Origin of the sequence: Hymenobacter nivis (assembly GCF_006439025.1) — a bacterium.
Lineage (GTDB): Bacteria > Bacteroidota > Bacteroidia > Cytophagales > Hymenobacteraceae > Hymenobacter > Hymenobacter nivis_A.
The window spans coordinates 248,356-272,676 of sequence record NZ_RCYZ01000005.1 but is presented as its reverse complement, the minus strand read 5'-3'; the positions used below and the strand labels follow the sequence as shown (position 1 = coordinate 272,676).

The window sequence follows — 24,321 nt, the reverse complement described above, 5'->3', positions numbered from 1 at the left end:
TATAACTTCGCCGCATGATTGCATTTTCACCGCCGGCTTTCTTCGGAAGTAAAAACATCAAGGATATTTTCTACGCGCTGCTGCGCCGCCGGAAAGCGGATTTGGCGGGCAAGGACGTGCTGGACCTGCCCGCCGGCTACGGCGACACGGCCCACTTCCTGACCGGCCTGGGGGCCCGGGTGACGGGCGCCGACCTGTACCCGGAAATCTTCCGCTACCCTGCTATTCCGTGCGTGAAAGGTAACCTGAACGAAACGCTGCCCTTCGCACCCGCCAGCTTCGACTGGGTAATTTGCCAGGAGGGCATCGAGCACATGCCCAACCAGTTGCACCTGTTTCAGGAGCTGAACCGCATCTTGCGGCCGGGCGGCCGGGCCATCATCACCACCCCCAACTACTCCAACCTGCGCACCCGCGCCAGCTACTCCCTGCTGGAGAGCGAAACCTACCGCATCATGCCCCCCAACGAGATAGATTCGGTGTGGGCCGCCGAAAATGCTAAGTCCATCAACGACGTGTACCTCGGCCATATTTTCTTCGCCAACATCACCCGGCAGCGGGTGCTGGCCGAGCTCTCGGGAATGGGCCTCGTGGAAGTGCACCCCAGCCGGGTAAATTATACCTCGCTGGCCCTGCTGCCCCTGTACTACCCCTGGATCAAGCTGTTCGGCTGGTTTGCCCGGCGGCGGGGCCTGCGGCGCGAGCAGCCGTCGGCCCGGCGCGCCGGGGTGTACGACGAGCTGGCCCAAATCAACGGCAACCTGAACGTGCTGCTCGGCGGCCACCTCATCCTGGAATTTGAGAAGCGGGCCGAGGCCGCCGAGGTCATCGCGGGCCTGTCGGGCAAGCTCGACACGGACGTAACCGCGCCCGCCCCGAAGATTTTTAACTAAGCCGCAGGGCCCCCGGCCGCGCCGCCCGGGGCCCTACGGCACGCGCTGCAAGTCCAGATCCTGGAAGTCGTAGCTGAAATCGGTTTCCTCCGATACGGGCTTTATTTTCAGGCCGGTGGCCTGGCCTTTTTCGTCGAGGGCGAAGGTGACGAAGGCGTCGGCGTGGAAGCTGCGGCCCCGCTAGCGCACCAGGTAGGTGGTGCCGCGGTAGGGCAGCAGCCGGCCCACCAGGCGCGGCGAGCGGGCATCGCGCAGCCACAGCTGGGGCCCCTGGGCGGCGAGGGTTACGTCGCAAAACCAGGCGTCGTGGTAGCGGCCGAGGTAGGGCTTGTAGTCGGGGCGCTTGGGGGCGGCCTTTTGGGCCAGGGCTACCTGCTGCATGGCGGTGGCCAGGTCGCGGTCGTAACCGCCACCGTAGCCTTTCATGCGCTCCACCATTTCCGCCACCGGGTCGTGGGCGGGCAGGCCCAGGTATTGGTCTTCAATGGAGTTGTTGACGGCCGTGAAGGCGGCCGTCGCGTAGGGGTCGTAGAGCTTAAACTCGGGGATGTAGTCCGTCACCTTGTCGTCCCAGCGCAGCTTGCCCTCGTCCACGAGCAGGCCCAGCGCCGCCGTGGTGAAGGCCTTGGTGTTCGAGACGATGCCGAACAGTGTGTTGGCGTCCACCAGCGCTTTGGTGGCGATGGAGCGCACGCCGTAGCCCTTGGCCAGCACCCAACGGAGCATACCGGGTCGGTTCATAGGTCGGAGCGAGGAGGTGAAGGGTTGGCAGCCAAGCTGCTAGCTCCTCAAGGCAGGGCCCCGGCGCTAGAAGCTGGGCGCGGCGCTGGCGGCCGCCGCCTGCGCCGCGGGCCCCACGGCGTAGGCGGCCAGCTGGGCGGCGTCGAGGTTGCCGTTTAGCCACTCGGTTTCAATCTGGGCCCCCAGCTTTCGGTAGAAGCCGATGGCCGGTTCGTTCCAGTCCAGCACCTGCCACTTCATGCGGTGGGCCCCGGTGGCGCGGGCCTCGGCCACCACGGCGTCGAAGAGCAGCCGGCCCAGGCCGCCGCGGCGGGCGGCTTCGGTAACCACCAGGTCCTCCAGGTACAGCATCCGGCCCTTCCAGGTGGAGTAGGCAGTGTAATACAGGGCCAGGCCAATGAGCTGTTGTTCAATGTTTTCGAGTACAAAAAACCCGAAGATGGGCTGGGGCCCAAACCCGTCGCGCTGCATGGCGGCCAGGGTGTTGGTCACGGCGTCGGGTGCTTTTTCGTACACGGCCAGCTCTTGGATCAGGGCCAGCACCTGGGGCAAATCGGCGGCAGTGCCGCGGCGGAGAACGGGGAAATCGGGCATGAGGCGGGTAGCAGTTAGCAGTTATCAGTGAGCAGGGATTGCAAGGCGGTCATGCTGAGCTTGTCGAAGCATCTCTACTGCGCAAGTAACTACTGGCATCCTGGTCCGGCGACTTTTTCAGTCGTTGGGCAACTCTTAATGACAGCTCGGGCCCCTGTGCAATTGTCAGAGTGGCCCAACAACTGTAAAAGTTGCTGGACCACCCCCGGTTTTAGGCCACTGCCAAAGTAATTGGTTGCGTGCGAAAGCTGCCACGCTGCGCGGATGCTAGCGGAGCCCGGCTGTTTCTGCTCCCAAGCTACCCCGGCCAATAGGGGTAACAAAAATGAGCAGTGCGCAACACCGTTCGACGGCATTGGGCACTGCTCATTGGCAACTGATAAAGAAGGGATTACATCTGCGGCTGCATCTTCTTAATGTCCTGGGTGGCGTTCACCGAGTTCAGCTCGCGCAGGGCGTCGGGCTGCTTGGCGCCCTTGGTCGAGTCGGGGGCCGGGGGCAGCGGGGGTAGGGCCGTCACGTTGGCGTCGTCGTCGATGGGGTCGGCCGACGAGCCGCAGGAGGTGAGCGAGAGCGAAACCAGGGCGGCGGCCAGCAGGCCGGGGAACAGCAGCTTTTTCATGTAAGGAGATGAGCAGTTTGGGGCCGCAAGTTACGCACGGTTGCCGGGCGGCGGCGCGCTTGCTTACGTAATCGGCTGGGCCGGTGGGGCCCCGGGGCCCAACTTATTTCACGTTGGGCGTCACGTTCATGTTGGCGAAGCAGAAGCTCCACACGTCGGCCCATTCCTGAATCTGGAGCTTGGTGCTCTTGCCCGCGCCGTGGCCGGCGTTCACGTCCACCCGAATCAGGGTGGGGTTGGGGCCCGTGTTGGCGGCTTGCAGGGCGGCGGCAAACTTGAAGGAGTGGGCCGGCACTACGCGGTCGTCGTGGTCGGCGGTGGTCACCATCGTGGCCGGGTAGGCGGCCGGCTTCAGGTTGTGCAGGGGCGAGAACTTGTAGAGGTTGGTGAACTGCGCAGCGTCCTTGCTGGTGCCGTACTCCGGGGCCCAGTTCCAGCCGATGGTGAAGTCCTGGTAGCGCAGCATGTCCATCACGCCCACGGCGGGCAGGGCCACCTTGCACAGGTCGGGGCGCTGCGTCATGGTGGCGCCCACCAGCAGGCCGCCGTTCGAGCCGCCGGCAATGGCCAGGTGCTCGTAGTCAGTGTATTGGCTCACTTTTAGGTACTCCGCGGCAGCGATGAAGTCGTCGAACACGTTCTGCTTGCGGGGCGTCATGCCGGCCTGGTGCCAGGCCTCGCCGTACTCGCCGCCGCCGCGCAGGTTGGGGATGGCCAGCACGCCGCCGTTTTCCAGCCACAGCATGCGCGCCACCGAAAAGCCCGGCGTGAGCGAGACGTTGAAACCCCCGTAGGCGTAGAGGTAGGTCGGGTTTTTCCCGTCCAGCTTCACGCCTTTTTTGTGGATGATGAACATCGGAATCTTCGTGCCGTCCTTGCTGGCGTAGAAGATTTGGGTAGTCAGGTAGTCGTCCGGGTTCACGTCCACGGTGGGGGCCCTAAACACGGTGCTGGTGTTGGTGGCCAGGTCGTACTTGTAAATGGTGGTCGGGTACGTGAACGACGTAAAGGCGTAGTAAACAGCCTTGTCGGTGCGTCGGCCGCCGAAGCCGCTGGCCGTGCCGATGGCGGGCAGCGCCACGTCGTGCTGGAACTTGCCGGCCTCGTCGTACACCTTCACCTGCGAGCTGGCGTCGTGCAAGTACGTGGCCACCAGGTGCCCGCCCACTTGGCTGATGCCTTCGAGCTTGTCTTTGGCCTCGGGCAGCACGGTGCGCCAGCCGGCCTCCGCGGGCTTCTTGGGGTCGATGGCCACCACCCGGAAGCGGGGGGCCTTGTAGTTGGTGTACACCAGCACCTCGCCGCCCACGTTGCCAATTACGTGGTTCTGAAAGGTATAGGAGCTGATGAGCGTGGCCCAGCTAGCGGCCTGCTTGGGGTCGCGCAGGTCGCGCACCAGCAGGCGGTTGCCGTCGGCCTTGCCATCGGTGAGCGAGAGGGTCAGGAAGCGCTCGTCCTCCGTGGCGTCGGCCATGCGGAAGCCCAGCACCATCTTTTTGTCCTCGTACACCAGCTTGTCGGCGCTCTGGGGCGTGTTCAGCTGGTGGAAGTACACCTTGTGGAACTCGTTTTTGCCGGCCAGGCCGTTTTCGCCGGCCTTGGGGGCGTCGTAGCGGCTGTAGTAAAAGCCGTTTTTCACCCACGACGTGCCCGATACCTTTACCCAATCGAGGGTTTCGGGCAGGGTTTTGTTGGTCGTCAGGTCCAGGATTTTCACCTTATGCCAGTCCGAGCCGCCGCCGCTGGTGGCGTAGGCCAGGTAGCGGTGGTCGTTGCTGAAGGCCGTGCCCGCCAGCGCCGTGGTGCCGTCGGCCGAGAACTTGTTGGGGTCGAGCAATACCTGGGGCTCGCCGGCGCCGGTTTGCACGTACACCACGGCCTGGTTTTGCAGGCCGTCGTTTTTGCTGAACACCAAGCGCTCGCCCACCTGCTCGGGCACGCCGTAGCGCTCGTAGTTCCAGAGCTTGGTGAGCCGGTCGCGGATTTTGTCGCGGAACGGAATTTGGCCGAGGTAGCCGAAGGTCACCTCGTTTTCGGCCGTCACCCAGGCCTTGGTTTCGGGCGAGTCGAGGCTTTCGAGCCAGCGGTAAGGGTCGGGTACTTTGGTGCCGAAGTAGTCGTCCACCTGGTCGGTTCGGCGGGCAGCGGGGTATTTCAAGGGCGGGTTGGGGGCGATGGGGGGCACGTATTGGGGGCGCTTGGCGTGAGTGGGCTCACCGGGCTCGGGCACCGTCATTTCGGTGAGGGCCTGGTGGTTGGGCAGCGTGTTGCGGGGCGGCGAGGTGGCCCGGCAGGCGGCCGGGGCCACCAGCAGCCCCAGCAGGGCCAGCTTGTGGGCAGTGTTCATACGGGGAGAAAAAGGCTGGAGCGCGGTAGTATTTTTCAAATATAGAATAGTGCTGCCCCGCTCGCACCGGGCGGCCTCTATACCGCAGACTACTTGAGTAATCGCTGGGAACCCAGCAATGGTTTTCCGCGCGCTACTAAGCGGTGAGCCGGCCGCGCCCAGAAAACCAGCAGTCTGCGTAACCGTCCAGCTACTCCGCCGCGTCCGGTGTGGGTGGGGCCCCGGCGGCGTTGGCCAGCAGCTCGGGCAGCTGGGCGCGGAGCCAGGCCATTTCCTCGTCCACGCGCTGGCTCACGAGGCGCTCCACCTCCAGGCGCTGGGCGGGGGTGAGTTGGGTGGGGGCAGCGGGTGGGGCGGGGCTTTCGCTGGGGGCCCCGGCGGTCAGCACCAGGGCTTCGGCGCGCTTCACGCGGGCGGCGGCGTCGGCCACGGCGGCGGTGGCTTGCTCGGCGGCGGTTTTGGCGCCGGCGGCGGCGTGGGTGGCGCTCAGGGTTTCGCGCCGCTGCTGCCGCCGCCACTGCCCCAGGCTGATGCGCAGCATGACGTACAGCACCAGGCCGAGAATGCCCAAGATGAGGGCCAGCGGCGCGGCAAAGCGGTCGAGCAGGTCGGCCGTATCGGACGGGGCGGCCGCGCCGGGCGGCAGCATGGCCCCCGGGTTGGCGTCGCGCACGGCTTGGGCCTCGGCGGCTTCGGCGGGGCCCAGGCCGCCGGCAGTGGCGGTGGTATCGGGGGCGGCGGGCACCATGGCGGCGGGCACGTCGCCGGGGGGCGTGCCGTGGTCCACGTAGTTGGCCAGAGCCGTTTCGAGGGCTTGCAGGCGCGCCAGGCGGGCGGGGTCGCGGCGGCGGGCGGGGGAGGCCTTCAGCTTTTGCACAATGGCCTTCACCAGGGCCCCCAGCTGGGCCGGCGTGCCCTTCTTGCCCTGGTAGATAGCGCCCCGGCCCTCAATGGGCTGGTAGAGCACGGAGTACACGCGCAGGCTGTCGGGCCGCAGGCTGGCGGCCAGGGCGGGCAGGTCGGCGCCGGCGCAGCGCACGGTGCTTTTGAGGCTGGGCCGGCCGGCGTCGTCGTACACGAAGCGGGCCGTGGCGCACCAGATCTGCACCTTGGCTTCGTCGAGCGAGGGCTGGCCGAGGGGCGTTTGGGCCGGCGCGGGCCGGGCGGCAAGCAGGAGGCCCAGCGGCAAAGCCAGCAGGCGCGAAAGGTGGCGGAACATCATGCGGAGCAAACGACGAGTAGGGCCCGCAAATTACGCCCGCCCGGGGCCCCGGGGCCCAAATCCATCCGGCGCGCCAACCCCAGCCCGGTTCGCGGCGTTATTGACGCCCATGAACCCACCCCTCATCATTGTCATGGGCGTTTCGGGCAGCGGCAAAACCACCGTGGGCCAGCTGCTGGCCGCTCGCCTGGGCCTGCCGTTCCACGAAGGCGACGATTTCCACTCCGCCGCCAACGTGGCCAAGATGGCCGCTGGCCACCCCCTCACCGACGACGACCGCGCCGGCTGGCTGGCCACCCTGGCCGCCGGCCTGGGCGAGTGGCGCACGGCCGGCGGGGCCGTGCTGGCCTGCTCGGCCCTCAAGGAAAGCTACCGCCAAACTCTGCAAGCCGGCGCCGGGGCCCCCCTCAGCTGGGTGTTTCTCGACACCGACCCCGCGGTGCTGCGCGCCCGCCTCGAGCACCGCCAGGGCCACTACATGAAGGCCGACATGCTCGGCTCGCAGCTCGACACGCTCGAAAAGCCCACCTACGGCCTGCACCTCACCGACGACGCCCCGCCCGAAACCCTGGTCGACCAGGTGGTGACGCGGCTGCATTTGCTGCCGGCCGCCACTTAAGCACTGAGCCACTAGTTGATGACTGATAGTTAAGGTGCTTAATGGCAATAATTTGCATTGCGACCGGCGTACGCACTGGCCGCCCCTCCGGGGCTATTCATCGGCTTGCTTGCGTCTCCCGCCAGGCGGTTATCGCTGAGCGAGAAGGCGCAAAGATGCGCCGCTACAGCCATCACCTGCTAAACCAAACGGCTCTTGATTATAAAGTAAATCGCTGTCAGTAAGAATATTAGCCATCAGCCGATAGCTAATGGCCCAACCCCGCCCCTGGGGGCCCTAGGCCCGCAGCAGGCCGTACTTCACGATGCAGTAGAGGGCCCGGAACCCGTCGCGCCAGCCGATCTTTTTGCCCTCAGCGTAGGTGCGGCCGTAGTAGCTGATGCCCACTTCGTAGATGCGCACGCCGGGCACGCGGGCCACCTTGGCCGTTACCTCGGGCTCGAAGCCGAAGCGGTTTTCTTTCAGGTCGAGGCCCTGGATGATGTCGCGCCGGAACAGCTTGTAGCACGTTTCCATGTCGGTCAGGTTCAGGTCGGTGGTCATGTTGGAGAGCACCGTGAGCCAGTAGTTGCCGATGCTGTGCCAGAAGAACAGGATGCGGTGGGGGTTGCCGCCCATGAAGCGCGAGCCGAACACGACGTCGGCAAAGCCCTTCAAAATGGGCCTGATCAGCAGGTTATACTCTTCGGGGTCGTACTCCAGGTCGGCGTCCTGCACGATAACGTAGTCGCCGGTAGCCGCCCGCAGGCCCGTGCGCAGGGCCGCGCCCTTGCCCCGGTTGGTGGGGTGGGCGAGCAGGCGCAGGTCCAGGCCGGGGTAGCGCGCCGCGTAGGCCGCCACGGTGGCCGCCGAGTCGTCGGTCGAGCAGTCGTCGACCAGGATAATCTCCTTGCCAATGCCGTTGAGGAGCTGCAACTCGCGCAGCAAGTCCAGGATTTGGTGAATGGTGCGGGCCTCGTTGTAGACGGGCACCACGATGGAAAGCGTGTCGAATTTGACCAAGGAGGGCGGGGCTTGCGGGAGCCACGGCCGGCGGCTCCCCACGTTGGTTCGGGCCCACAAAGATCAAGGAAAAATCCTGCGGCGGCCAAGGGCCCCCAGGGCCCCGGGGGCCCTAGCTGTAGTCAATCTCGGTATTGTCGCCGATGTTGAGGCTGTGGTTGAGGCCCCGGAACGAGGCGTCGGAGCCCACAATGCAGTCGTGCATCACGGCCGAGCGCAGCTCGGAGTACGAGCCGATGATGGAGTTGCTGAGGATGGTATGCTCGACGATGGTTTTGTCGCCGATGGCCACGTTGGGCCCGATGATGGAGTTTTCGATGCGGCAGCCCGGCCCGATGCTCACGGGCGGGATGATGACCGTGCCCACAAAATCGGGGTACTCGCGCGGCTCCAGGAACTCGGGCCGGTTGAGCAGGCGGGCGTTGGCTTCGAGCAGCGTGTCCTTGCGGCCGCAGTCAAACCAGTTATCCACGGCGGCGGTGGTCATGTCCTCGCCCTGCTCGATGAGGTGCATCAGCGCATCGGTGAGCTGGAACTCGCCGTGGGTGCGCACGTTGCTGGCAATGAGCCACTCCAGGGCCTGGGCCAGGCGCTCGGCATCGGCCAGCTTGTAGAGGCCCACCAGGGCAAAGTTGGACTTGGGAATGGTGGGCTTCTCCACCACCTTGCGCACGCGGCCGCCGGGGCCCGTTTCCACGAGGCCGAAGAGCGAGGGCGTTTTCACTTCCTTCACGGCCAGCACCGTGCCGGGCGTGGCCAGCAGGGCGGGCAGGTCCACGTCCACAATGGTGTCGCCGAGCAAAATCAGCACCCCGTCGGGGTCGTGCCGGAACGTGTCGCGCGCCAGCCACAGGGCGTGGCCCAGGCCCTCGCGGGGCTCTTGCAGCACGAAGGTTGCGTTCAGGTCGGGGTAGCGGCGGCGCACGTAGCTCACCACTTTATCGCCGAGGTAGCCCACCACAAACACGAACTCGGTGAGGCCGGCGGCCATCAGGCGGTCGATGATGTGGCCCAGGATGGTGTTGCCGGCCACCGGCACCAGGCTCTTGGGCTGGGTGTGGGTGTGGGGGCGCAGGCGCGAGCCAATGCCGGCAACGGGAATGATGGCTTTCACAGCGGGGAAAAGTAAAAATGAGGAAACCGGCCGTACTTGCAGCTTCACCGGCCCGCAAGTACGGCCGCGGCCGGCAAACAACCGCCGGGCTACGGTTGCGTATGCGGCCCAGCCGCTGGCCTCAAACCGGCCGGGGCCCCATTGGTTCGGGGCCCCCGCGCCGTTTTTCTTCGTCTTCACCCTCTTTCACCTTACCCTCTTTCCCCATGAAACGCCTCCTCCTCTACTTTGCCGGCTTCATCATCCTGCTTTCGCAATCGTCGTGCGGCTACAACGGCATGGTCACCCGCGACCAGGAAGTGAAAAACAAGTGGGCCGGTGTGCAGAGCGCCTACCAGCGCCGCTCCGACCTGATTCCCAACTTGGTGAACACCGTGAAGGGCGCCGCCAACTTCGAGAAATCGACCCTTGAGGGCGTCATCGAAGCCCGCGCCAAGGCCACCAGCGTGCAACTTAACGCCGACCAGCTGACGCCCGAAAACATCCAGAAATTCCAGGCTGCTCAAAGCCAGCTCTCCTCCGGCCTGGGCCGCCTGCTGGCCGTGTCGGAAAATTATCCCGAGCTGAAGGCCAACGCCAACTTCCAGGAGCTGCAAGCCCAGATTGAGGGCACTGAAAACCGCATCAACGTGGCACGCAACGACTTCAACACCGCCACGACCGATTACAACACGTTCACCCGCTCGTTCCCCAATAACCTGTTTGCCAATATGTTCGGCTTCAAGGAGAAGCCCTACTTCGAGGCCGACGCCGCCGCCAGCAAGGCCCCCACGGTACAGTTCTAAATTATCAGTGAACAGTGAGCAGTGAACAGTTTGCAGGCCGGGCAGCACCATTGTCCGCTTGCCAACTGTTCACTGCTCACTGTTAATTGTTAACTGATAAGCTATGAAATCTCCCCTCACCCCCGCCCAGGACGCGGCCCTGGTGGCGGCCATCCGCCAGGCGGAGGTCACCACGTCGGGCGAAATCCGGGTGCACCTGGAGGACGCCTGCCCTACGCCCGAGCCCCTCGACCGGGCGGCGCAGGTATTCAGCGAGCTGGGCATGCACCGCACCGCCCAGCGCAACGGCGTGCTGTTTTACATGGCCTGGACCAGCCGCCAGTTCGCTATTGCCGGCGACGTGGGCATCAACTCGGTGGTGCCCGACGATTTTTGGGAGGAAACCAAGGAGGCGGTGCTGCGCGATTTTCGGCAGGAGAAGTACGTGGCTGGCCTCGAACACGGTATTCGCCAGGTGGGCGAGCAGCTCAAGCGCTACTTCCCCTACGACGCGGCCACCGACCAGAACGAGCTGGACGACAGCATATCTATTGGCGGCGATGAGCCGTCGCCCCGCCCATGAGCCGGGCCCTCCGCTTGCGGGTAGCCGCGGCGCGGCCCTGGCTGCGCCAGGCGCTGGCCGGGCTGCTGCTGGCCGTGCTGGCCACCGCCGGGGCCCTGGCCCAGGGCCTGCCCCCGCGCCCCAACCCGCCGCGCCTCGTGAACGACCTGGCCCACCTCATGCAGCCCCAGGAGGCCGATGCCCTGGAGCAAAAGCTGGTGGCCTACAACGACAGCACTTCGTCGCAAATCGCCGTCGTGACCGTGCCCAACCTGGGCGGTAATGAGATTGCCGACTATGCCCAGCAGCTGTACCGCGCCTGGGGCATTGGCCAAAAGGGCAAGAACAACGGTATTCTGGTGCTGGTGGCGCAGCAGGAGCACGCCGCCCGCATCCAAACCGGGCGGGGCCTGGAAGGGGCCGTGCCCGACGCCCTGGCCAAGCGCATCATCAGCAACACGTTGGTGCCGGCCTTTAAGCAAGACCAGTACTACGCCGGCCTCGACCGCGGCACCGACCAGCTCATTGCCCTGGCCCGCGGCGAGTACAAGGCCGACCCGGCCGCGGCGCAGGACCGCGGCCAGGGCGGCGGGGGCCCTGGCTTCGGCCTAATTATCGTCATCCTGATTGCCATCTTCATCTTCATTCAAATCAGCCGCCGCGGCGGCGGGGGCGGGGGTGGCCGCGGCGGGCGCAGCGGCGGCTTCGGGCCCATTCTGTTTGGGGGCCTGGGCGGCTTTGGTGGCGGCGGCGGTTTTGGCGGCGGTGGCGGGGGTAGCGGCGGCGGGTTCGGCGGGTTCGGGGGCGGCGATAGCGGCGGGGGCGGCGCCAGCGGCAGCTGGTAGGGCCCCCGATAAGCTCAACTGGTAGGGCACTCGATAAGCTCAACCTTTTGGTGGCGGTAGTAGTATCATGCCGAGCAAGATACCCTAACCTTCCCTTACTTCCCATCCCTCAACGCCATGCGTTCCCTTCGGTTTTCCCTGTTCCTATTGCTTGGCGTCCTCACCTTTTCGCTGAGCAGCTGCGACGCCGTCGCTGGCATCTTCAAAGCTGGGGCCTATACGGGCATCATTGGCGTGGTGCTCGTCATTGCCCTAATCATCTTATTTATCAGCAAAATGAGCGGCGGCAGCAATTCATAGCTTTTTAGTTGGTAGCTATCGGTTACTCGCTGCTAGTTATGCATCCTGACAACTAGCAGCGAGTAACCGATAGCTGATCAAAGCCCACAAAAAAGCGGCGCTCCCCACGTGGGGAGCGCCGCTTTTTTGTGGCTGGGCTGGGGGCCTTATTCGCCCTGGCGGGCTTTGGGCATGGTGCCGATAACGTGGTCCCAAAGGGTGCTGCTCACGCCAAACGCCACTTCGTCTTGCCGGTAGTGGTGCTGGCTGTGGTGCGTCCACCACACTTTCAGGAAGTTTTTGGGCGGCGAATACGCGTGAATGGCGTAATGCACAAACAGGTACGAGGCGTAGCCAAACGTGAAGCCGGCCAGAATGCCGAATGCCCAGCTGCCAAACACCAGCCGGAAAATGAAGAACAGCAGCGACGCCACGAACACCGTGACGATGGGCGGCATGGCCAGCCGCGTCTTGTCCTTCGGGAACTCGTGGTGCACGCCGTGCATCGTGTACTGAAACTTGGCCTTGCGCGGCGTGGTGGCCGGCAGGTGGTAGAGGTAGCGGTGCACCGCATACTCGACGAATGTGAACAGCAGCAGCCCGCCCAAAAATAGCCCCAGCGCCGAAAGCCCCGACAGGAAGCCGTGGGTGAAGCCGTAGTATAGGCTCAGCAGGGTGGTGGCGGCAAAAATGCCCACCGGCCAGGCAATGTGGGTGTGCGAGAGCCGCTCAAGCAGCGGGTTTTCGAAAAGCTGGGCCGACCCTTTGTGCTTGGGCCGGGGGGCTGCGGCGGGGGTGGGGGCTGCGGGTGCAGATTGCATAAGCTATTGATAAAGTACGCGAACACTTCGGCCCACAAATTTACGGCCCCCGATTTAAACAGGGGCCCCAGCCGGGAAGCCGGCGTGGGCCAACGCCGGCAACAACGCCGCCAGCGGCGCGCGGGTTTCCGCAAGGCGCAGGCGGGCCTGGCTATAAAACTGCTGGCGGGCCGCCAGGGTTTCGGCCAGCGCCGTGCTCAGTTGGGGCCCCGCGCCCGCCAGCAGCGGCCGCCGCGCCGCGCCGCCGCGCTCCATGCGCCGCGCCAGCACGGCCAGCGGCACGTCCAGCCACAGCGTAAAAGTGCTGGCGTTTAGCGCGTTGATGTTGTCGTGGAAGCAGGGCGTGCCGCCGCCCGTGGCCAGTACCAGGGGCCCCGGGCGGGCCACCACGTCCCGCAGCACCTCGGCCTCCAATTGCCGAAAATGGGCCTCGCCGTGCGCGGCAAAAATGGCCGGAATGGCCTGGCCCGCGCGCGCCACAATCTCGGCGTCCAGGTCCAGAAACTGCCAGTTGAAGTGCTGGGCCAGCGCCCGGCCCAGCGTGCTTTTGCCCGAGCCGGGCATGCCAAGTAAAGAGAGGTGCATTTCTAGGGAGCAGTTATCAGTGAATAGTTGGCAATGAGCAGTTAACGGGCAGAACAGGGCCCCCAGGGCGTGATGCAGGGCGCAGCGAAGCAACTTCCCTGCGCAACTAACCCAATCGACTGAGTTACTGCCGCGGCAAAGATGCTTCACTGCGCTCTGCATGACGCCCTGGGGGCCCTATTCTGCCCCGCTAACGGTTCACTGTTAGATGTTTACTGCTAACTGATTTTCACCCGCGGGTCGAGCACGGCGTAGAGCACGTCCACGGCAATGTTGATGAGCACAAACAGGGCCGCTACGAACAGCGTGGCGCCCATCACGACCGGGAAATCGAGGTTTTCTACGGCTCGTAACGTAATGGTGCCCAGTCCCTTCCAGTTGAAGATGTACTCGATGAAGAACGCGCCCGCCATCAGCGAGGCCAGCCAGCCCGACACGGCCGTGACCACCGGGTTCAGGGCGTTGCGCAGGGCGTGGCGCAGCACGGTGGCGCGGTAGCTCAGGCCCTTGGCCCGCGCCGTGCGGATGTAGTCCTGCCCCAGCACGTCGAGCATGCTCGAGCGCGTGAGCTGGGTGATGACCGCCAGCGGGCGCACGCCCAGCGCCACGGCCGGCAGCAGCAGGTTGCGCAGCACTAGGTGCCGCACGCCCGTAAAGGGGTCGGTTTCAAAGAGCTGGCCCGTTAGGCTCAGGCCTGTCCAGTGGCTCCAGTAAAAGCCAAATGTGACAGCGATGACGATGGCGGCCACGAACGAGGGCACCGAAATGCCCAGCACCGAAACCGTGACCAGGGCCCTGTCCAGCGCCGACTGGGGCCGCAGGGCCGCCAGCACGCCCAGGGCTACGCCGATGACGCTGGCAATGAGCATGGCCGCCAGCGCCAGCCACAGCGTGCCGGGGAAATAATCGAGCAAGATGCTGAGCACGTCCTTGTTGCTCTGGAACGAGCGCCGCAGATAAGGCACCTTCAGCACCAGCGCCTGGGGCCCCAGCGGCAGCACCGTGAGGCCTCCGTAGCGGGCGCGCCCGGCCGAGTCGCGCGGGTGCAAGCCCAGCGGCGACACGTCGTTGAGGTAGCCCACCAGGCGGCGGGGCAGCGGCTGGTCGAGGCCCAGGTCGGCGTTGATGGCGGCCTTGGTGGCCAGGTCGGTGCGCTGGCCAGCCAGCAGGGCGGCGGGGTCGCCGGGCAGCACATTAAACAGGAAAAAGACCGTGCACGCCACGCCCACCAGCACGAGTAGGCCCTGGCCCAGGCGGCGGAGGAAGAAGGTGAGCATGTACTTGGCGGTGGAAGCGTGGGCGGACCATAGGCGGCGGCGCGCTGCAAAGGTGCAAAAAATGCCCTTTGGTGGCTGCTACCCAGCGTGGCGCTGGTGCCAGTGCGCACGGCACTGTAGCCCGGTGCGGCGCTCCGTTGCCAAGCCGCCGTCGACTATGGCCCCACGCCGCGCCAAAAGCCCCGGCAAACCGGCCTCAAGGCTGCAACTGGTGGCCCCCAGTATATTCACTTATCCAGATTACTATGGGCCGTTATTTATATAAAACGGGCCGGAATAAACATAAAATTACCTATCAATTTCCCTATAAACTGCGGCATTGGGCCGTCCATCGATGAACAATTTTTTTATATCCGAACAGCCGAGCGCGTCAAAGAAAAAAACGTTAGTAGCGGCCCTGCTCAACAAAAGCCTGAAGACCCTTCGGCTGGGTTGCTACGCCCGGCCCTTGCCCAACCCCGTGGTGGACATGACCACGGTGGAGCAGCGCATCAACTATTTCCATCTGCTAGATGCCGTTATTGCCCACCAGGTGCGGGGCGACGTCGTCGAACTGGGGTGCTTCACCGGGCAGTGCGCGTTGTTGTTTCAGCGGGTGGTGCAATTGTACCAGGCCGATAAAACCCTGCACTTATTCGACAGCTTCGAAACCCAATTTACGCTCAAGGGCAGCGTGGAAGAGGAGCTAAAGCGGAATTTCAAGGAAGAGGGCTTGCCCTTGCCAGTGCTGCATAAGGGCTATTTCCAGGATACGCTGCCCACGCAGCTGCCCGGGCAAATTGCCTTCGTGCACATCGACTGCGGCTTCGGGGGCGACGCCCAGCAGCACAAAAGCGTGGTGCAATACTGCCTGGAGGAAGTTTACCCAAAAATGAGCGTCGGGGCGGTGTGCGTGCTGATGGACTACCACGACCGCACCGCCCCCGGCACGGGCTACGATGCCAACCCAGGCGTGAAGATGGCTTGCGACGAATTCCTGGCCACGAAGCCCGAGCAGATGGTGTCGCTCTACGGCAACCACTATTCGCACGGGTTTTTCAGAAAGGCCGGGGCCCCAGGCTAATACAATTTCTCCACTTCGTACAGGTTCGGCACGTCGTGGTAATGGTACTTGGCCAGGATTTTACCGTTCTTGAGCACCATCAGCCCGGGGTTGGAGCGCACCATCGACTTGAGCACGGTGGCATCGGCGGTGTAGTAGGGCACGGCCAGGTTCACGTCGTGGCGGAAGGCGTCAAACTTGGCCGGGCTGGTGCTCGTGATGGCCAGCACGTCGATGTGCTTGCGCGATTTTTCGGCCGCCGTCAGCAGCGCGTTGATGGGCAGGAACCGGTCGCGGTCGGCCTTGTTGCTGTTCTGCACGATGAGAATCAGCTTGTTGCCGGTCAGTATTTGCTTGGTCACGTCGTTGCCCTCCAGGTCGTACACCGCAAAGTCGGTGATGACGGGGCGCGACTGTTCTGGGTTGAGCACCGTCATGGCCTGGTACTTCCAGGTCGAGTCGGTCGGAAAGGCGTCGAACTCCTTGGTTTCGCCGTTGCGCGTGAACGTGTAGCGGTAGCGGGCCGCCTCGGGGGCCTTCATCAGCTGCGGAATGCTATTGCCCACCTTATAGGGCAGGAAATCGAAATACGGTTGGTGGCCCAGGGCCCGCATGCCGATGCCCACGGCCAGGGCGGTGGCCACGGTCATCATCATCAGGCCGGTGGTGCCGGGGGCGAAGGTGCGCCGCAAAAACCGCTGGTTCCAAAACACCACGGCCCACAAGCCCAACAGCACCAAGTCTTTGGTAAACGAGGCCCAAGGCGTGAGCTTAAGGAAGTCACCGAAGCAGCCGCAGTCCGTCACCTTATTAAAGGCGGCCGAATAGAACGTCAGAAACCCGAAAAACACCAGCAGCGCCAGCAGCACCCACAGCGTTTTGCGCAGGAACCAGCGCAGCAGTACGGCCACACCCAGGATTACTTCCAGCGAGCTGAGGAAGATGGACAGGAATCGGGCCGCGTCCTTAAATTGCAGAAAAAACGGGCTGAAATCCTTGGCAAAAACCTCGAAATATTCCTCCAGCTTGTAGGCCGTGCCCACCGGGTCGTTGAGCTTGATCAGCCCCGAAAACACAAACAGGGCCCCCAGCGCCACCCAGCACACGCGGGTGAAGTAGCGCAGCGGCCGGGGCGGGGCCATCGGCGGGGGCAGGGGCGGCACGCTGGCGGCCGAGGCGTGGGGGGCAGGAATGGGCATGGCGAAAAGTCGGTAAGGAAACGGTGGGCGGGCCCCGGGGCCCCGGGCTAAGCCCCGCCCAAAATCAAGGCGAATACGGCGTAGTTCAGCATGTCGCGGTAGCTGCCCTCCACGCCTTCCGAAACCTGGGCCGCGCCGCCGAGGTTCTCCAATTGCTTCACGCGGTGCAACTTCATCAAAATAAGGTCCGTGATGCTGGTCACGCGCATCTGGCGCCAAGCCTCGCCGTAGTCGTGGTTTTTGGCCAGCAGCAGGCGGCGGTTTTCGGCGGCTTCGTGGTCGTAGGCGGCGGCCACGGCGTCGGGGCCCATGTCGAGGGGCGTGTCGGCGGGCAGGTGCAGCTGCATCAGGGCAATGAGGCAGTAGTTGACGATGGCCACAAACTCCTCATCTACGCTGTCTTCAACTTGCTGGTTGCCAACCTCCTGGATGGTACGGATGCGGTTGGCCTTAATGAAAATCTGGTCCGTGACGGATGGCAGGCGCAGGATGCGCCAGGCCGTGCCGTAGTCGTGGGTTTTGGCCAGGAACAGCTGGCGGCAGCGCGCCAGCAGCTGGTCGTAGTGCGCGGGGGTGGCGGTCAAGGGGTGGGCAGGGTAGGATGGTGTGGGGGTAGGCGGGTCGGGGGGGCGGGCCGTTGGCCAATTCCCATCCCCGCCGCAAGTTCGCCACCGCTGGCGGATATTGAGCCCTTCCCCGCTCGCTCAGCGCCATGCCCATCCACCCGCCTACCCTCGTACCCGCCCACCCTACTACCCCCGAAACCCTCCTCAGCCCCCACGGCCGCCTGCTCGACCTGCGCCGGCCGCGGGTGATGGGCATTCTGAACGTCACGCCCGACTCGTTTTTTGCCGGGAGCCGGGTGGCCGCCGCGGCCGATGTGGTGGCCCGCGCCGGGGCCCTGCTCGCGGCCGGCGCCACCGTGCTCGACGTGGGCGCCTACAGCACCCGCCCCGGGGCCGCCGACGTGCCCGTGGCCGAGGAGCTGGCCCGCCTGCTGCCCGCCCTGGGGGCCCTGCGCCGCGAGTTTCCGGAGGCGTTTATCTCGGTCGATACCTTCCGGGCGGCCGTGGCCGAGGCCGCCGTGCACGCCGGCGCCGACTTGGTGAACGACGTGGGCGGCGGCACGCTCGATGACGACATGTTTGCCACCGTGGGCCGCCTGCGCGTGCCCTACGTGCTGATGCACATGCGCGGCAACCCGCAGACGATGAGCCAACTGACCGATTACGACGACGACCTGGTGCTCACGCTGCTCCGGTTTTTCCGCGACGGGCTGGCCGCCTTGCGCGCCGCCGGGGCCCACGACGTGGTGCTCGACCCGGGCTTCGGCTTCGCCAAAACCGCCGCCCAGAGCCACGAGCTATTGCGCCGCCTGCCCGAGCTGGGGGCCCTGGGGCGGCCCGTGCTGGCCGGCCTCTCACGCAAGAAAATGGTGTACGGGCCCCTGGGCCTCACGCCCGAGGCGGCCCTCAACGGCACCACGGCCCTGCACGTGCTGGCCCTGCAGGGCGGGGCCCGCCTGCTGCGCGTGCACGACGCGGCCGAGGCCACGCAGGTAATCCAGCTCTATTTGAATATCTTCAAGGCAGAAGACGCCGACTGAGGACTGAGAAAGGTCAATTTTTGCATTTTGGGCGCGGTTTGCTGGTAAAAAATTGCGTTCTTCGCAACGCAGCGGCGGTTTTTGGAGTCTTTGCCGAGCCCCGGGGCCCTGGCGGGGCCCCGCCATTCTTCCCACCCCCTAGCGCTCCGCCCGTGTCCGGCCCGTTCCCCATCGACTTTTTGCGTTTCGGCTGGACCGACGCGGCCGATGTGCTGCTGGTGGCCGTGCTCTTCTACCAGCTCTACAAGCTGCTGCGCGGCTCGGTGGCCCTGAGCGTGGCCGTGGGCTGGGCCTCGCTCTACCTCTTGTACTTGGTGGTGAAGGCCTTGGGCCTGGAAGTGCTCACCACCATCCTGGGCGAATTCATGAGCGTGGGCGTGCTGGCCACCATCATCCTGTTCCAGCAGGAAATCCGGCGGTTTTTGCTGACGGTGGGGCAGGCCACGGCTTTTGAGCGGGTGCGGCGCTGGCGCTGGGGCTCCAACGCCACTGCCCCGCTGGCCGTCGAGCCCTTTGTGGAAGCCGCCAAAAGCCTGAGCACCAAGTACACCGGGGCCCTCATCTGCTTCAGCCAGGCCTCCGACCTGAGCGCCTACGCCGAATCGGGCGACTGCCTCGACGCCGAGGTGAGCAAGCGCCTGCTGCTCACCATCTTCAACAAAACCAGCCCCTTGCACGACGGGGCCGTGATCGTGACCAACGGCCGCCTGCAAGCCGCTCGCTGCATCTTGCCCGTGAGCGACAACCCCGACGTGCCCGCCGCCCTGGGCCTGCGCCACCGCGCCGCCATCGGCCTCACCGAAATCACCGATGCCATCGTGCTGGTGGTGAGCGAGGAAACCGGCCAAATGAGCCTGGTGCGCCGCGGTGAGGTGTTCCGTGGCCTGGCTGCGCCCGCCCTGGCCGCCCGCCTCGGCGAGTGGCTGGGCGTGGACAGCAGCCCCGCCGGCCAGCCCGTGGCCGTAGCCACGGCTACCTAGCCGGGGCCCCAATGCCGGCCCATAGCCCGGGCCGCGAAACTTAAATCTCTGGTTTACACCTGGTCGGCGTCGAGCAGCGAGGCGGCTACTTGGTAGCCGGGGGGTGGCCCTGCGGGCTGCGGCTCGCTGAGCGAGGCCGGCGGGTGGCACAGCACCAGGCAGCCGCCGCGCTGGCGCAGGCGGTCGGCCCCTTGGCGCAGCAAAAACAGGGCGTGGGTGCTCAAATCGGCCAGGCTGCTGCAATCGACCCACACGCGGCGCTGGGGCTGGCGCAGGGCCCAGCGCAGGGCGCGGGCCAGGGGCGCGAGGCCCGCCCAGCCGTCGCTGTCGGTGAGAATGAGCAGGCAGCTATTCGGCAAAACTTCTTGGTAAACACGCATAACGGCTGGGCTTATGGGAGGAAAGCGCCGGGCCCCGCGGGTGCACCGCGGGGCTTGGTAAGGTGTGGCTGGCGCGGTAGGCAGGGCAACGCGGCAAACCAAGCTTCGTGCGTTTGCCAATGGCTGCCAAACGCACGAAGAGAAGAAGATATTGCAAAATTACTGGCTGAACTTTATAATTTTATCTAGGAATATACTGATTTTACCTGCGGAATATACGGAATGCATCTGCCGGATGGCGTTGCTTGAATAGCTTAAATATTATACGTATAATGCCTGGTATAGTGTTGATTAGCCTTGCAAAAAATGAGGTTCCCGCCGCCACTGGCCCGGGGCCCTACTCAGTCCAGCAGGCCCTCCGTTACGGCCCGGTGAATGAGGGCGGCGGTGTTCTTGGTTTGGGTTTTTTCCAGAATGTGCTGGCGGTGGCTTTCGACGGTGCGCTTGCTGGTGAAGAGCTTGGCGGCAATTTCGTTGGTGGTGAGGCCGGCGGCCAGCAGCTGGAGCACCTCCAGCTCGCGGCTGGTGAGGGAACTGGCGCGCCGGGCGGCGGCCCGCGCCGCGTCGGCGGGGCTCCGGGCCGCCGGGGCCGCGGCCAGCACTAGGTGCAGCAACCCCATGCCCAGCTCCGAGCACAGGTACTGCTCGCCGGCGGCCACGGTCCGGATGGCCGTCAGCAGTTCCATTTGCCGGGCGCTTTTGAGCAGGTAGCCCCGCGCCCCGGCCGCAAACAGCTCGCCGATGCGCACGGGCTCGGCTACCATCGTGAGCACCAGCACCCGCAGGGCCGGGTACTCGGCGCGCAGGCGGGCGGTGGTGGCCAGGCCATCGAGCACGGGCATGGCCAGGTCGAGCAGCACCACGTCGGTGGGCGCGGCGGGCAGGCGCTCAAACAGCTCTTGGCCGTGGCTGGCTTCGCCCACCACCAGCAGGTCGGCCTCGGCGGTTAGCAGGGCCCGCAGGCCGGTGCGCACAATGGAATGATCGTCGACTAAAAACAGGCGGATCATGGCCGCCGGTGAAAAAGAAACGGGCGCGGGGCCCTGTGCCGGCTAGCCGGCAGGGTAAATGTGGTCATAGTGCTGGTTATTAATAGCAAACGGATTAGCCAAGATAGTGGAATTCTTGGCTATACAATAGTTGAGCTTGGTTGGGTACCAGGGCGATATTGCTGCCCCGGGGCCCAACCCTGCGCGGGGCCCTGCGTTAGTACTCCCGCGCCCTTTGCGCTCCGCTCCAATCAATTCCCGCCATGAAAATTGCCACCGAAAAAGAAGACAAAGGTTTCCTGCCCGACGGCCGCCATCTGGTCGAAATCACCGACATCGAAGAAGGTACCAGTGAGCACCAGAACGTGCCGTTTTTCGCCGCCCGCATGGAAAGCGCCGACGGCTTCGTGACCCAGCGCTTCTACAATTCGCCCGCTGGCCACCCCATCATCCTGTCGCTGTACGCGGCCGTGGGCATCCAGCCCCACGACGGCAAAGACCTCGACACCAAGGAGCTGATCGGCAAGCACCTGTCGGTGGAAGTGAGCGACCACAGCTACACTGACCCCGCCACCGGCAACGAGCGCAGCATCCGTCAAGCCACCGGCTTCCGCGCCGCGTAAGTGAATTAGGGCCCCAGGGCCCCGAAAAGAAAAGGCGTCGCCCCCATTCGGGAGCGACGCCTTTTTTTGGTTGCTCGTTGTCAGTTGTTCGGTCTAATAACTGACAACGAGCAACTAACAACTAGAATTCTATTTCAACACGTCCAAGGCTTTGCCCACCTTCACGAAGGCGGCAATGGCTTGGTCGAGCTGGGCGCGGGTGTGGGCGGCGCTGAGCTGCACCCGGATGCGGGCCTTGCCCTGGGGCACCACGGGGTAATAAAAGCCCACCACGTAGATGCCCTCGGCCAGCATTTGGGCGGCGAATTCTTGGGCTAGCTTGGCGTCGTAGAGCATAACGGGCACGATGGGGTGCTCGCCGGGCGTGATGGCAAAGCCGGCGGCCGTCATCTTTTCGCGGAAGTACTTGGTGTTCTCCTCCAGCTGGTCGCGCAACTGGGTGCTCTCCGTCAGCAGTTCCAGCACGCGCAGCGAGGCCCCCACGATGGCGGGCGCCAAGGTGTTGGAAAACAGGTAGGGGCGGCTGCGCTGGCGCAGCATGTCGATGATTTCCTTGCGGCCGCTGGTGAAGCCGCCCATGGCGCCGCCCAGGGCCTTGCCCAGCGTGCCGGTGATGATGTCGACGCGGCCCATCACGCCGCGCATTTCGTGGGTGCCGCGGCCGGTTTTGCCCAGGAAGCCGCTGCTGTGGCACTCGTCCACCATCACCAGGGCCTGGTACTTGTCGGCGAGGTCGCAGATTTTGTCGAGCTGGGCGATGGTGCCGTCCATCGAAAACGAGCCGTCGGTGACGATGATGCGGTGGCGCGTGCCCTTGGCCTGGGCGTCCTGGAGCTGCTTCTCCAGGTCGGCCATATCGTTGTGCTGGTAGCGGTAGCGCTGGGCCTTGCACAGGCGCACGCCGTCGATGATGGAGGCGTGGTTGAGGGCGTCGGAAATAATGGCGTCCTGCTCATTAAAGAGCGGCTCGAACACGCCGCCGTTGGCGTCGAAGGCCGCGGCGTACAGAATCGTGTCTTCGGTGCCCAGGAACTCGGCCAGCTTGGCTTCGAGCTCCTTGTGGATGTCCTGGGTGCCGCAGATGAAGCGCACCGAGCTCATGCCGTAGCCGTGGGTGTCGATGGCGTGCTTGGCGGCCCGAATTACTTCGGGGTGCGAGCTGAGGCCCAAGTAGTTGTTGGCGCAGAAGTTGAGCACTTCGCCGGCTTCCTGGGTGTCAATTTCCGCGCCCTGGGGCGAGGTAATCACGCGCTCTTTCTTGAAAAGGCCGTTGTCTTTAATGTCCTGGAGCTGCTGCTGAAGGTCGGGCTGAAGGGTAGCGTACATGGAAGGGGAAGTAGTGGCTAACAAAAAGTAAAATTAAGCAGCGGGTCGCCTGGCAGCCAGCAGATACGCGGCCGCACCGTGCGGCAGCGGACAGGCGGCAATAAGTCCTCGGGCCCCGAGAAGCTATACAGCAAACAGGTCAGCACAAGCCAGGTTCCATCGTGCAGTTCCCAAATCTGGTAATTGTACCCATCCCACGTCATCCGGTGACCGGACGGGCGATAACTGTCGTACTGGGTAATGCTGGCTACGTCGGCCAGTACAAATTGCTGCGTTGTGCCCGCGTTGGTGTACGTGGCCAGCTGCGAAGTGCGGTCAATTGTGAGGACTGCCCGTCGGTCGTGGCGCCAATAGGTTACGTGTAGCCAGAAGCCGGTAGCTCCTAAGACCAGCAGCGCGGTGGCCACGATTAGGCTGAACAAGACGAGATACAATTCGTCGATTTTGCGCACCGCGGTGATTACGAGTACGATTCCCATGCCCAATAGCATGCCAGCCAGTAGCAGGCCTAACAGGTTGCGCCAGGGTCGGTTGCGAAAAACCACCACTGGCTTGTCCATTTTTAAGCTGTCGAGGTGCAGCGCGTACGGAACGCCCAAACCCAACAGGGCCCCCAGTGCCACAAATCCAACGACAAACCAATTGAGCAGGGCCAACATGCGGCCGAATATACCGTAGAGCAAAGCCCTGCTGGCGCGCGCGTCTTTGGCTGCTAGTTCTTCTCAAACACTTGGGGCCCCTAGCGAGCGACTGAAAGTAACCGCGCGCCTGCGCCCCCTGGGGGCCCTGGCCGCCGCCCCGGTGAAAACTGCCTGATGGGCGCGGGCCGGCGGTATCTTTGTGGTCGATTTATACCCTTTCCGTATCCTTATATTTTAACGCAATGGCCACCACCCCCGGCGACACCGATATTTTACCCGGCACCGTACTCGTAATTGGCGCTTGCGGCCAGCTCGGCCTGGAGCTAACCGCCGCCCTGCGCCAGCGCTACGCACCCGAAAACGTGGTGGCGGCCGACGTGCGGGCCCCTAAAAACCCGGACGCCCTGGCCGGGGGGCCCTTCGAGCTGCTCGACGTGCTGGACAAGGACCGCCTGGAGGACCTCATCCGGCAGTACCGGCCGGTGCAGGTGTACCACCTCGCCGCCCTGCTGTCGGCCACGGCCGAGAAAGACCCGATGTTTGCCTGGAAGCTAAATATGGACGGCCTGCTGAACGTGCTGAACCTGGCCGTGCAGTACCAAGTGCCGCAGGTGTACTGGCCCAGCTCCATTGCCGTGTTTGGGCCCGACACGCCCCGCGAGCACACCCCGCAAACCACCGTGATGAACCCCAACACGGTGTACGGCATCAGCAAGCTGGCCGGCGAGCAGTGGTGCGAGTGGTACCACCGCCACCACAGCCTCGACGTGCGCAGCCTGCGCTACCCGGGCCTCATCGGCTACAAGAGCCTGCCCGGCGGCGGTACCACCGACTACGCCGTGGACATCTACCACAAAGCCGTGGCCGGCGAGGATTTCGAGTGCTTCCTCAAGGAAGACACCTACCTGCCCATGATGTACATGCCCGACGCGCTCAAGGCCACCCTGGACCTGATGCACGCGCCGGCCGACCGCATCAAGGTGCGCACCAGCTACAACCTGGGCGCCATGAGCTTTGCGCCGGCCGAAATCACGGCCGCCATCCAGCAGGAAGTCCCTGGTTTCCAGGTAACGTATGCACCCGACGGCCGCCAGGCCATCGCCGATTCCTGGCCCGCCAGCATCGACGACTCCGCTGCCCGCGCCGACTGGGGTTGGGCCCCGGAGTTCGACCTGGCCAAGATGACCCAGGACATGCTGGTGCACCTGAAGGAGTTGCAGCCAGCGTAGTTGCCCGGGGCCCTGGGGC

Annotated in this window: 27 protein-coding genes; 11 read left to right on the top strand and 16 right to left on the bottom strand. The window is 64.6% G+C overall.

From position 1 onward, the window contains the following. Positions 1-14 precede the first annotated feature (14 nt). Positions 15-893 carry a class I SAM-dependent methyltransferase gene (locus tag EAH73_RS13705; protein WP_140467457.1) on the top strand — a complete coding sequence of 293 codons (879 nt, stop codon included), beginning with the start codon at positions 15-17 and terminating at the stop codon, positions 891-893. A 180-nt stretch (positions 894-1,073) separates the two neighbouring features. On the opposite strand, the gene EAH73_RS13695 is transcribed toward EAH73_RS13705, so the two are convergent. The 5 genes from EAH73_RS13695 to EAH73_RS23120 all read right to left on the bottom strand — a co-directional run bounded on the left by EAH73_RS13695 (position 1,074) and on the right by EAH73_RS23120 (position 6,419). Then, complete coding sequence (locus EAH73_RS13695) at positions 1,074-1,634, bottom strand: serine hydrolase (protein ID WP_140467455.1); 561 nt, start codon at positions 1,632-1,634, stop codon at positions 1,074-1,076. A 66-nt stretch (positions 1,635-1,700) separates the two neighbouring features. Next, positions 1,701-2,228 carry a GNAT family N-acetyltransferase gene (locus tag EAH73_RS13690; RefSeq protein WP_140467453.1) on the bottom strand — a complete coding sequence of 176 codons (528 nt, stop codon included), beginning with the start codon at positions 2,226-2,228 and terminating at the stop codon, positions 1,701-1,703. Between the two features lie 391 nt (positions 2,229-2,619). Further along, entirely contained in the window at positions 2,620-2,850 is a 231-nt protein-coding gene (locus EAH73_RS13685) for a hypothetical protein (RefSeq protein ID WP_140467451.1), read from the bottom strand. A 103-nt stretch (positions 2,851-2,953) separates the two neighbouring features. Further along, a complete protein-coding gene (locus tag EAH73_RS13680; RefSeq protein ID WP_240047247.1) occupies positions 2,954-5,197 on the bottom strand; it encodes a prolyl oligopeptidase family serine peptidase in 2,244 nt (747 codons plus the stop codon). 190 nt (positions 5,198-5,387) lie between these two features. Next, positions 5,388-6,419 carry a hypothetical protein gene (locus EAH73_RS23120; RefSeq protein ID WP_161599553.1) on the bottom strand — a complete coding sequence of 344 codons (1,032 nt, stop codon included), beginning with the start codon at positions 6,417-6,419 and terminating at the stop codon, positions 5,388-5,390. A gap of 109 nt (positions 6,420-6,528) precedes the next feature. On the opposite strand from EAH73_RS23120, the gene EAH73_RS13675 reads away from it, so the two are divergent. Then, a complete protein-coding gene (locus EAH73_RS13675) occupies positions 6,529-7,038 on the top strand; it encodes a gluconokinase (RefSeq protein WP_205013006.1) in 510 nt (169 codons plus the stop codon). 276 nt (positions 7,039-7,314) lie between these two features. Here the strand turns inward: EAH73_RS13675 and EAH73_RS13670 are convergent, their stop codons facing one another. Next, positions 7,315-8,040 (bottom strand): glycosyltransferase family 2 protein, encoded by a 726-nt coding sequence (locus EAH73_RS13670; protein ID WP_140467449.1) that lies wholly within the window; start codon positions 8,038-8,040, stop codon positions 7,315-7,317. A gap of 112 nt (positions 8,041-8,152) precedes the next feature. Continuing rightward, entirely contained in the window at positions 8,153-9,154 is a 1,002-nt protein-coding gene (locus EAH73_RS13665; RefSeq protein ID WP_140467447.1) for a sugar phosphate nucleotidyltransferase, read from the bottom strand. A 206-nt stretch (positions 9,155-9,360) separates the two neighbouring features. Here EAH73_RS13665 and EAH73_RS13660 point away from each other — a divergent pair, with 206 nt between their 5' ends. From EAH73_RS13660 to EAH73_RS13645, 4 genes are all read left to right on the top strand, one after another. After that, positions 9,361-9,939: a LemA family protein gene (locus tag EAH73_RS13660; protein WP_140467445.1), complete on the top strand. Its 579-nt coding sequence runs from the start codon at positions 9,361-9,363 to the stop codon at positions 9,937-9,939. Between the two features lie 103 nt (positions 9,940-10,042). Beyond that, complete coding sequence (locus tag EAH73_RS13655; protein WP_140467443.1) at positions 10,043-10,501, top strand: TPM domain-containing protein; 459 nt, start codon at positions 10,043-10,045, stop codon at positions 10,499-10,501. Next, a complete protein-coding gene (locus EAH73_RS13650; RefSeq protein WP_140467441.1) occupies positions 10,498-11,325 on the top strand; it encodes a TPM domain-containing protein in 828 nt (275 codons plus the stop codon). The genes EAH73_RS13655 and EAH73_RS13650 overlap by 4 nt, the downstream gene beginning before the upstream one ends. Positions 11,326-11,442: 117 nt before the next feature. Then, positions 11,443-11,625: a hypothetical protein gene (locus EAH73_RS13645; protein ID WP_140467439.1), complete on the top strand. Its 183-nt coding sequence runs from the start codon at positions 11,443-11,445 to the stop codon at positions 11,623-11,625. Between the two features lie 146 nt (positions 11,626-11,771). Here EAH73_RS13645 and EAH73_RS13640 read toward each other — a convergent pair whose 3' ends face one another. The 3 genes from EAH73_RS13640 to EAH73_RS13630 form a co-directional block, all read right to left on the bottom strand. Further along, positions 11,772-12,425 (bottom strand): sterol desaturase family protein, encoded by a 654-nt coding sequence (locus EAH73_RS13640; RefSeq protein WP_140467437.1) that lies wholly within the window; start codon positions 12,423-12,425, stop codon positions 11,772-11,774. A 54-nt stretch (positions 12,426-12,479) separates the two neighbouring features. Further along, positions 12,480-13,010 (bottom strand): shikimate kinase, encoded by a 531-nt coding sequence (locus EAH73_RS13635; protein WP_161599552.1) that lies wholly within the window; start codon positions 13,008-13,010, stop codon positions 12,480-12,482. A gap of 218 nt (positions 13,011-13,228) precedes the next feature. After that, the gene (locus EAH73_RS13630) at positions 13,229-14,287 is read right to left on the bottom strand and encodes an ABC transporter permease (RefSeq protein ID WP_140467433.1); all 1,059 of its coding nucleotides are present in this window, start codon (positions 14,285-14,287) and stop codon (positions 13,229-13,231) included. Positions 14,288-14,735: 448 nt separating this feature from the next. On the opposite strand from EAH73_RS13630, the gene EAH73_RS13625 reads away from it, so the two are divergent. Beyond that, positions 14,736-15,350, top strand: a complete 615-nt coding sequence (locus EAH73_RS13625; protein ID WP_161599551.1) for a TylF/MycF/NovP-related O-methyltransferase — start codon at positions 14,736-14,738, stop codon at positions 15,348-15,350. Here the strand turns inward: EAH73_RS13625 and EAH73_RS13620 are convergent. Together EAH73_RS13620 and EAH73_RS13615 are read right to left on the bottom strand one after the other, a co-directional pair. Beyond that, positions 15,347-16,528, bottom strand: a complete 1,182-nt coding sequence (locus EAH73_RS13620; RefSeq protein WP_240047246.1) for a BT_3928 family protein — start codon at positions 16,526-16,528, stop codon at positions 15,347-15,349. The two genes, EAH73_RS13625 and EAH73_RS13620, sit on opposite strands and share 4 nt — an antisense overlap. A gap of 47 nt (positions 16,529-16,575) precedes the next feature. Then, positions 16,576-17,112 carry a DUF1599 domain-containing protein gene (locus EAH73_RS13615; protein ID WP_140467429.1) on the bottom strand — a complete coding sequence of 179 codons (537 nt, stop codon included), beginning with the start codon at positions 17,110-17,112 and terminating at the stop codon, positions 16,576-16,578. 128 nt (positions 17,113-17,240) lie between these two features. Here EAH73_RS13615 and folP point away from each other — a divergent pair, with 128 nt between their 5' ends. Both folP and cdaA read left to right on the top strand, forming a co-directional pair. Next, on the top strand, positions 17,241-18,134 hold the full coding sequence (folP, locus tag EAH73_RS13610; RefSeq protein WP_140467427.1) for a dihydropteroate synthase: 894 nt from the start codon (positions 17,241-17,243) through the stop codon (positions 18,132-18,134). 152 nt (positions 18,135-18,286) lie between these two features. Beyond that, positions 18,287-19,114: a diadenylate cyclase CdaA gene (gene cdaA / locus EAH73_RS13605; protein WP_140467425.1), complete on the top strand. Its 828-nt coding sequence runs from the start codon at positions 18,287-18,289 to the stop codon at positions 19,112-19,114. Positions 19,115-19,167: 53 nt separating this feature from the next. On the opposite strand, the gene EAH73_RS13600 is transcribed toward cdaA, so the two are convergent. Then, positions 19,168-19,473: a hypothetical protein gene (locus EAH73_RS13600; RefSeq protein ID WP_140467423.1), complete on the bottom strand. Its 306-nt coding sequence runs from the start codon at positions 19,471-19,473 to the stop codon at positions 19,168-19,170. A 362-nt stretch (positions 19,474-19,835) separates the two neighbouring features. After that, positions 19,836-20,504, bottom strand: a complete 669-nt coding sequence (locus EAH73_RS13595) for a response regulator transcription factor (protein ID WP_140467421.1) — start codon at positions 20,502-20,504, stop codon at positions 19,836-19,838. A gap of 242 nt (positions 20,505-20,746) precedes the next feature. Between EAH73_RS13595 and EAH73_RS13590 the strand changes: the two genes are divergently transcribed. Further along, positions 20,747-21,106, top strand: coding sequence for a hypothetical protein (locus EAH73_RS13590; RefSeq protein WP_140467419.1), 360 nt, complete (start codon positions 20,747-20,749; stop codon positions 21,104-21,106). A gap of 129 nt (positions 21,107-21,235) precedes the next feature. Here the strand turns inward: EAH73_RS13590 and kbl are convergent, their stop codons facing one another. Further along, complete coding sequence (kbl, locus tag EAH73_RS13585) at positions 21,236-22,432, bottom strand: glycine C-acetyltransferase (protein ID WP_140467417.1); 1,197 nt, start codon at positions 22,430-22,432, stop codon at positions 21,236-21,238. A 17-nt stretch (positions 22,433-22,449) separates the two neighbouring features. Next, positions 22,450-23,091, bottom strand: coding sequence for a hypothetical protein (locus EAH73_RS13580; RefSeq protein WP_140467415.1), 642 nt, complete (start codon positions 23,089-23,091; stop codon positions 22,450-22,452). Positions 23,092-23,315: 224 nt separating this feature from the next. Here EAH73_RS13580 and EAH73_RS13575 point away from each other — a divergent pair, with 224 nt between their 5' ends. Continuing rightward, a complete protein-coding gene (locus EAH73_RS13575) occupies positions 23,316-24,302 on the top strand; it encodes an NAD-dependent epimerase/dehydratase family protein (protein ID WP_140467413.1) in 987 nt (328 codons plus the stop codon). Positions 24,303-24,321 lie beyond the last annotated feature (19 nt).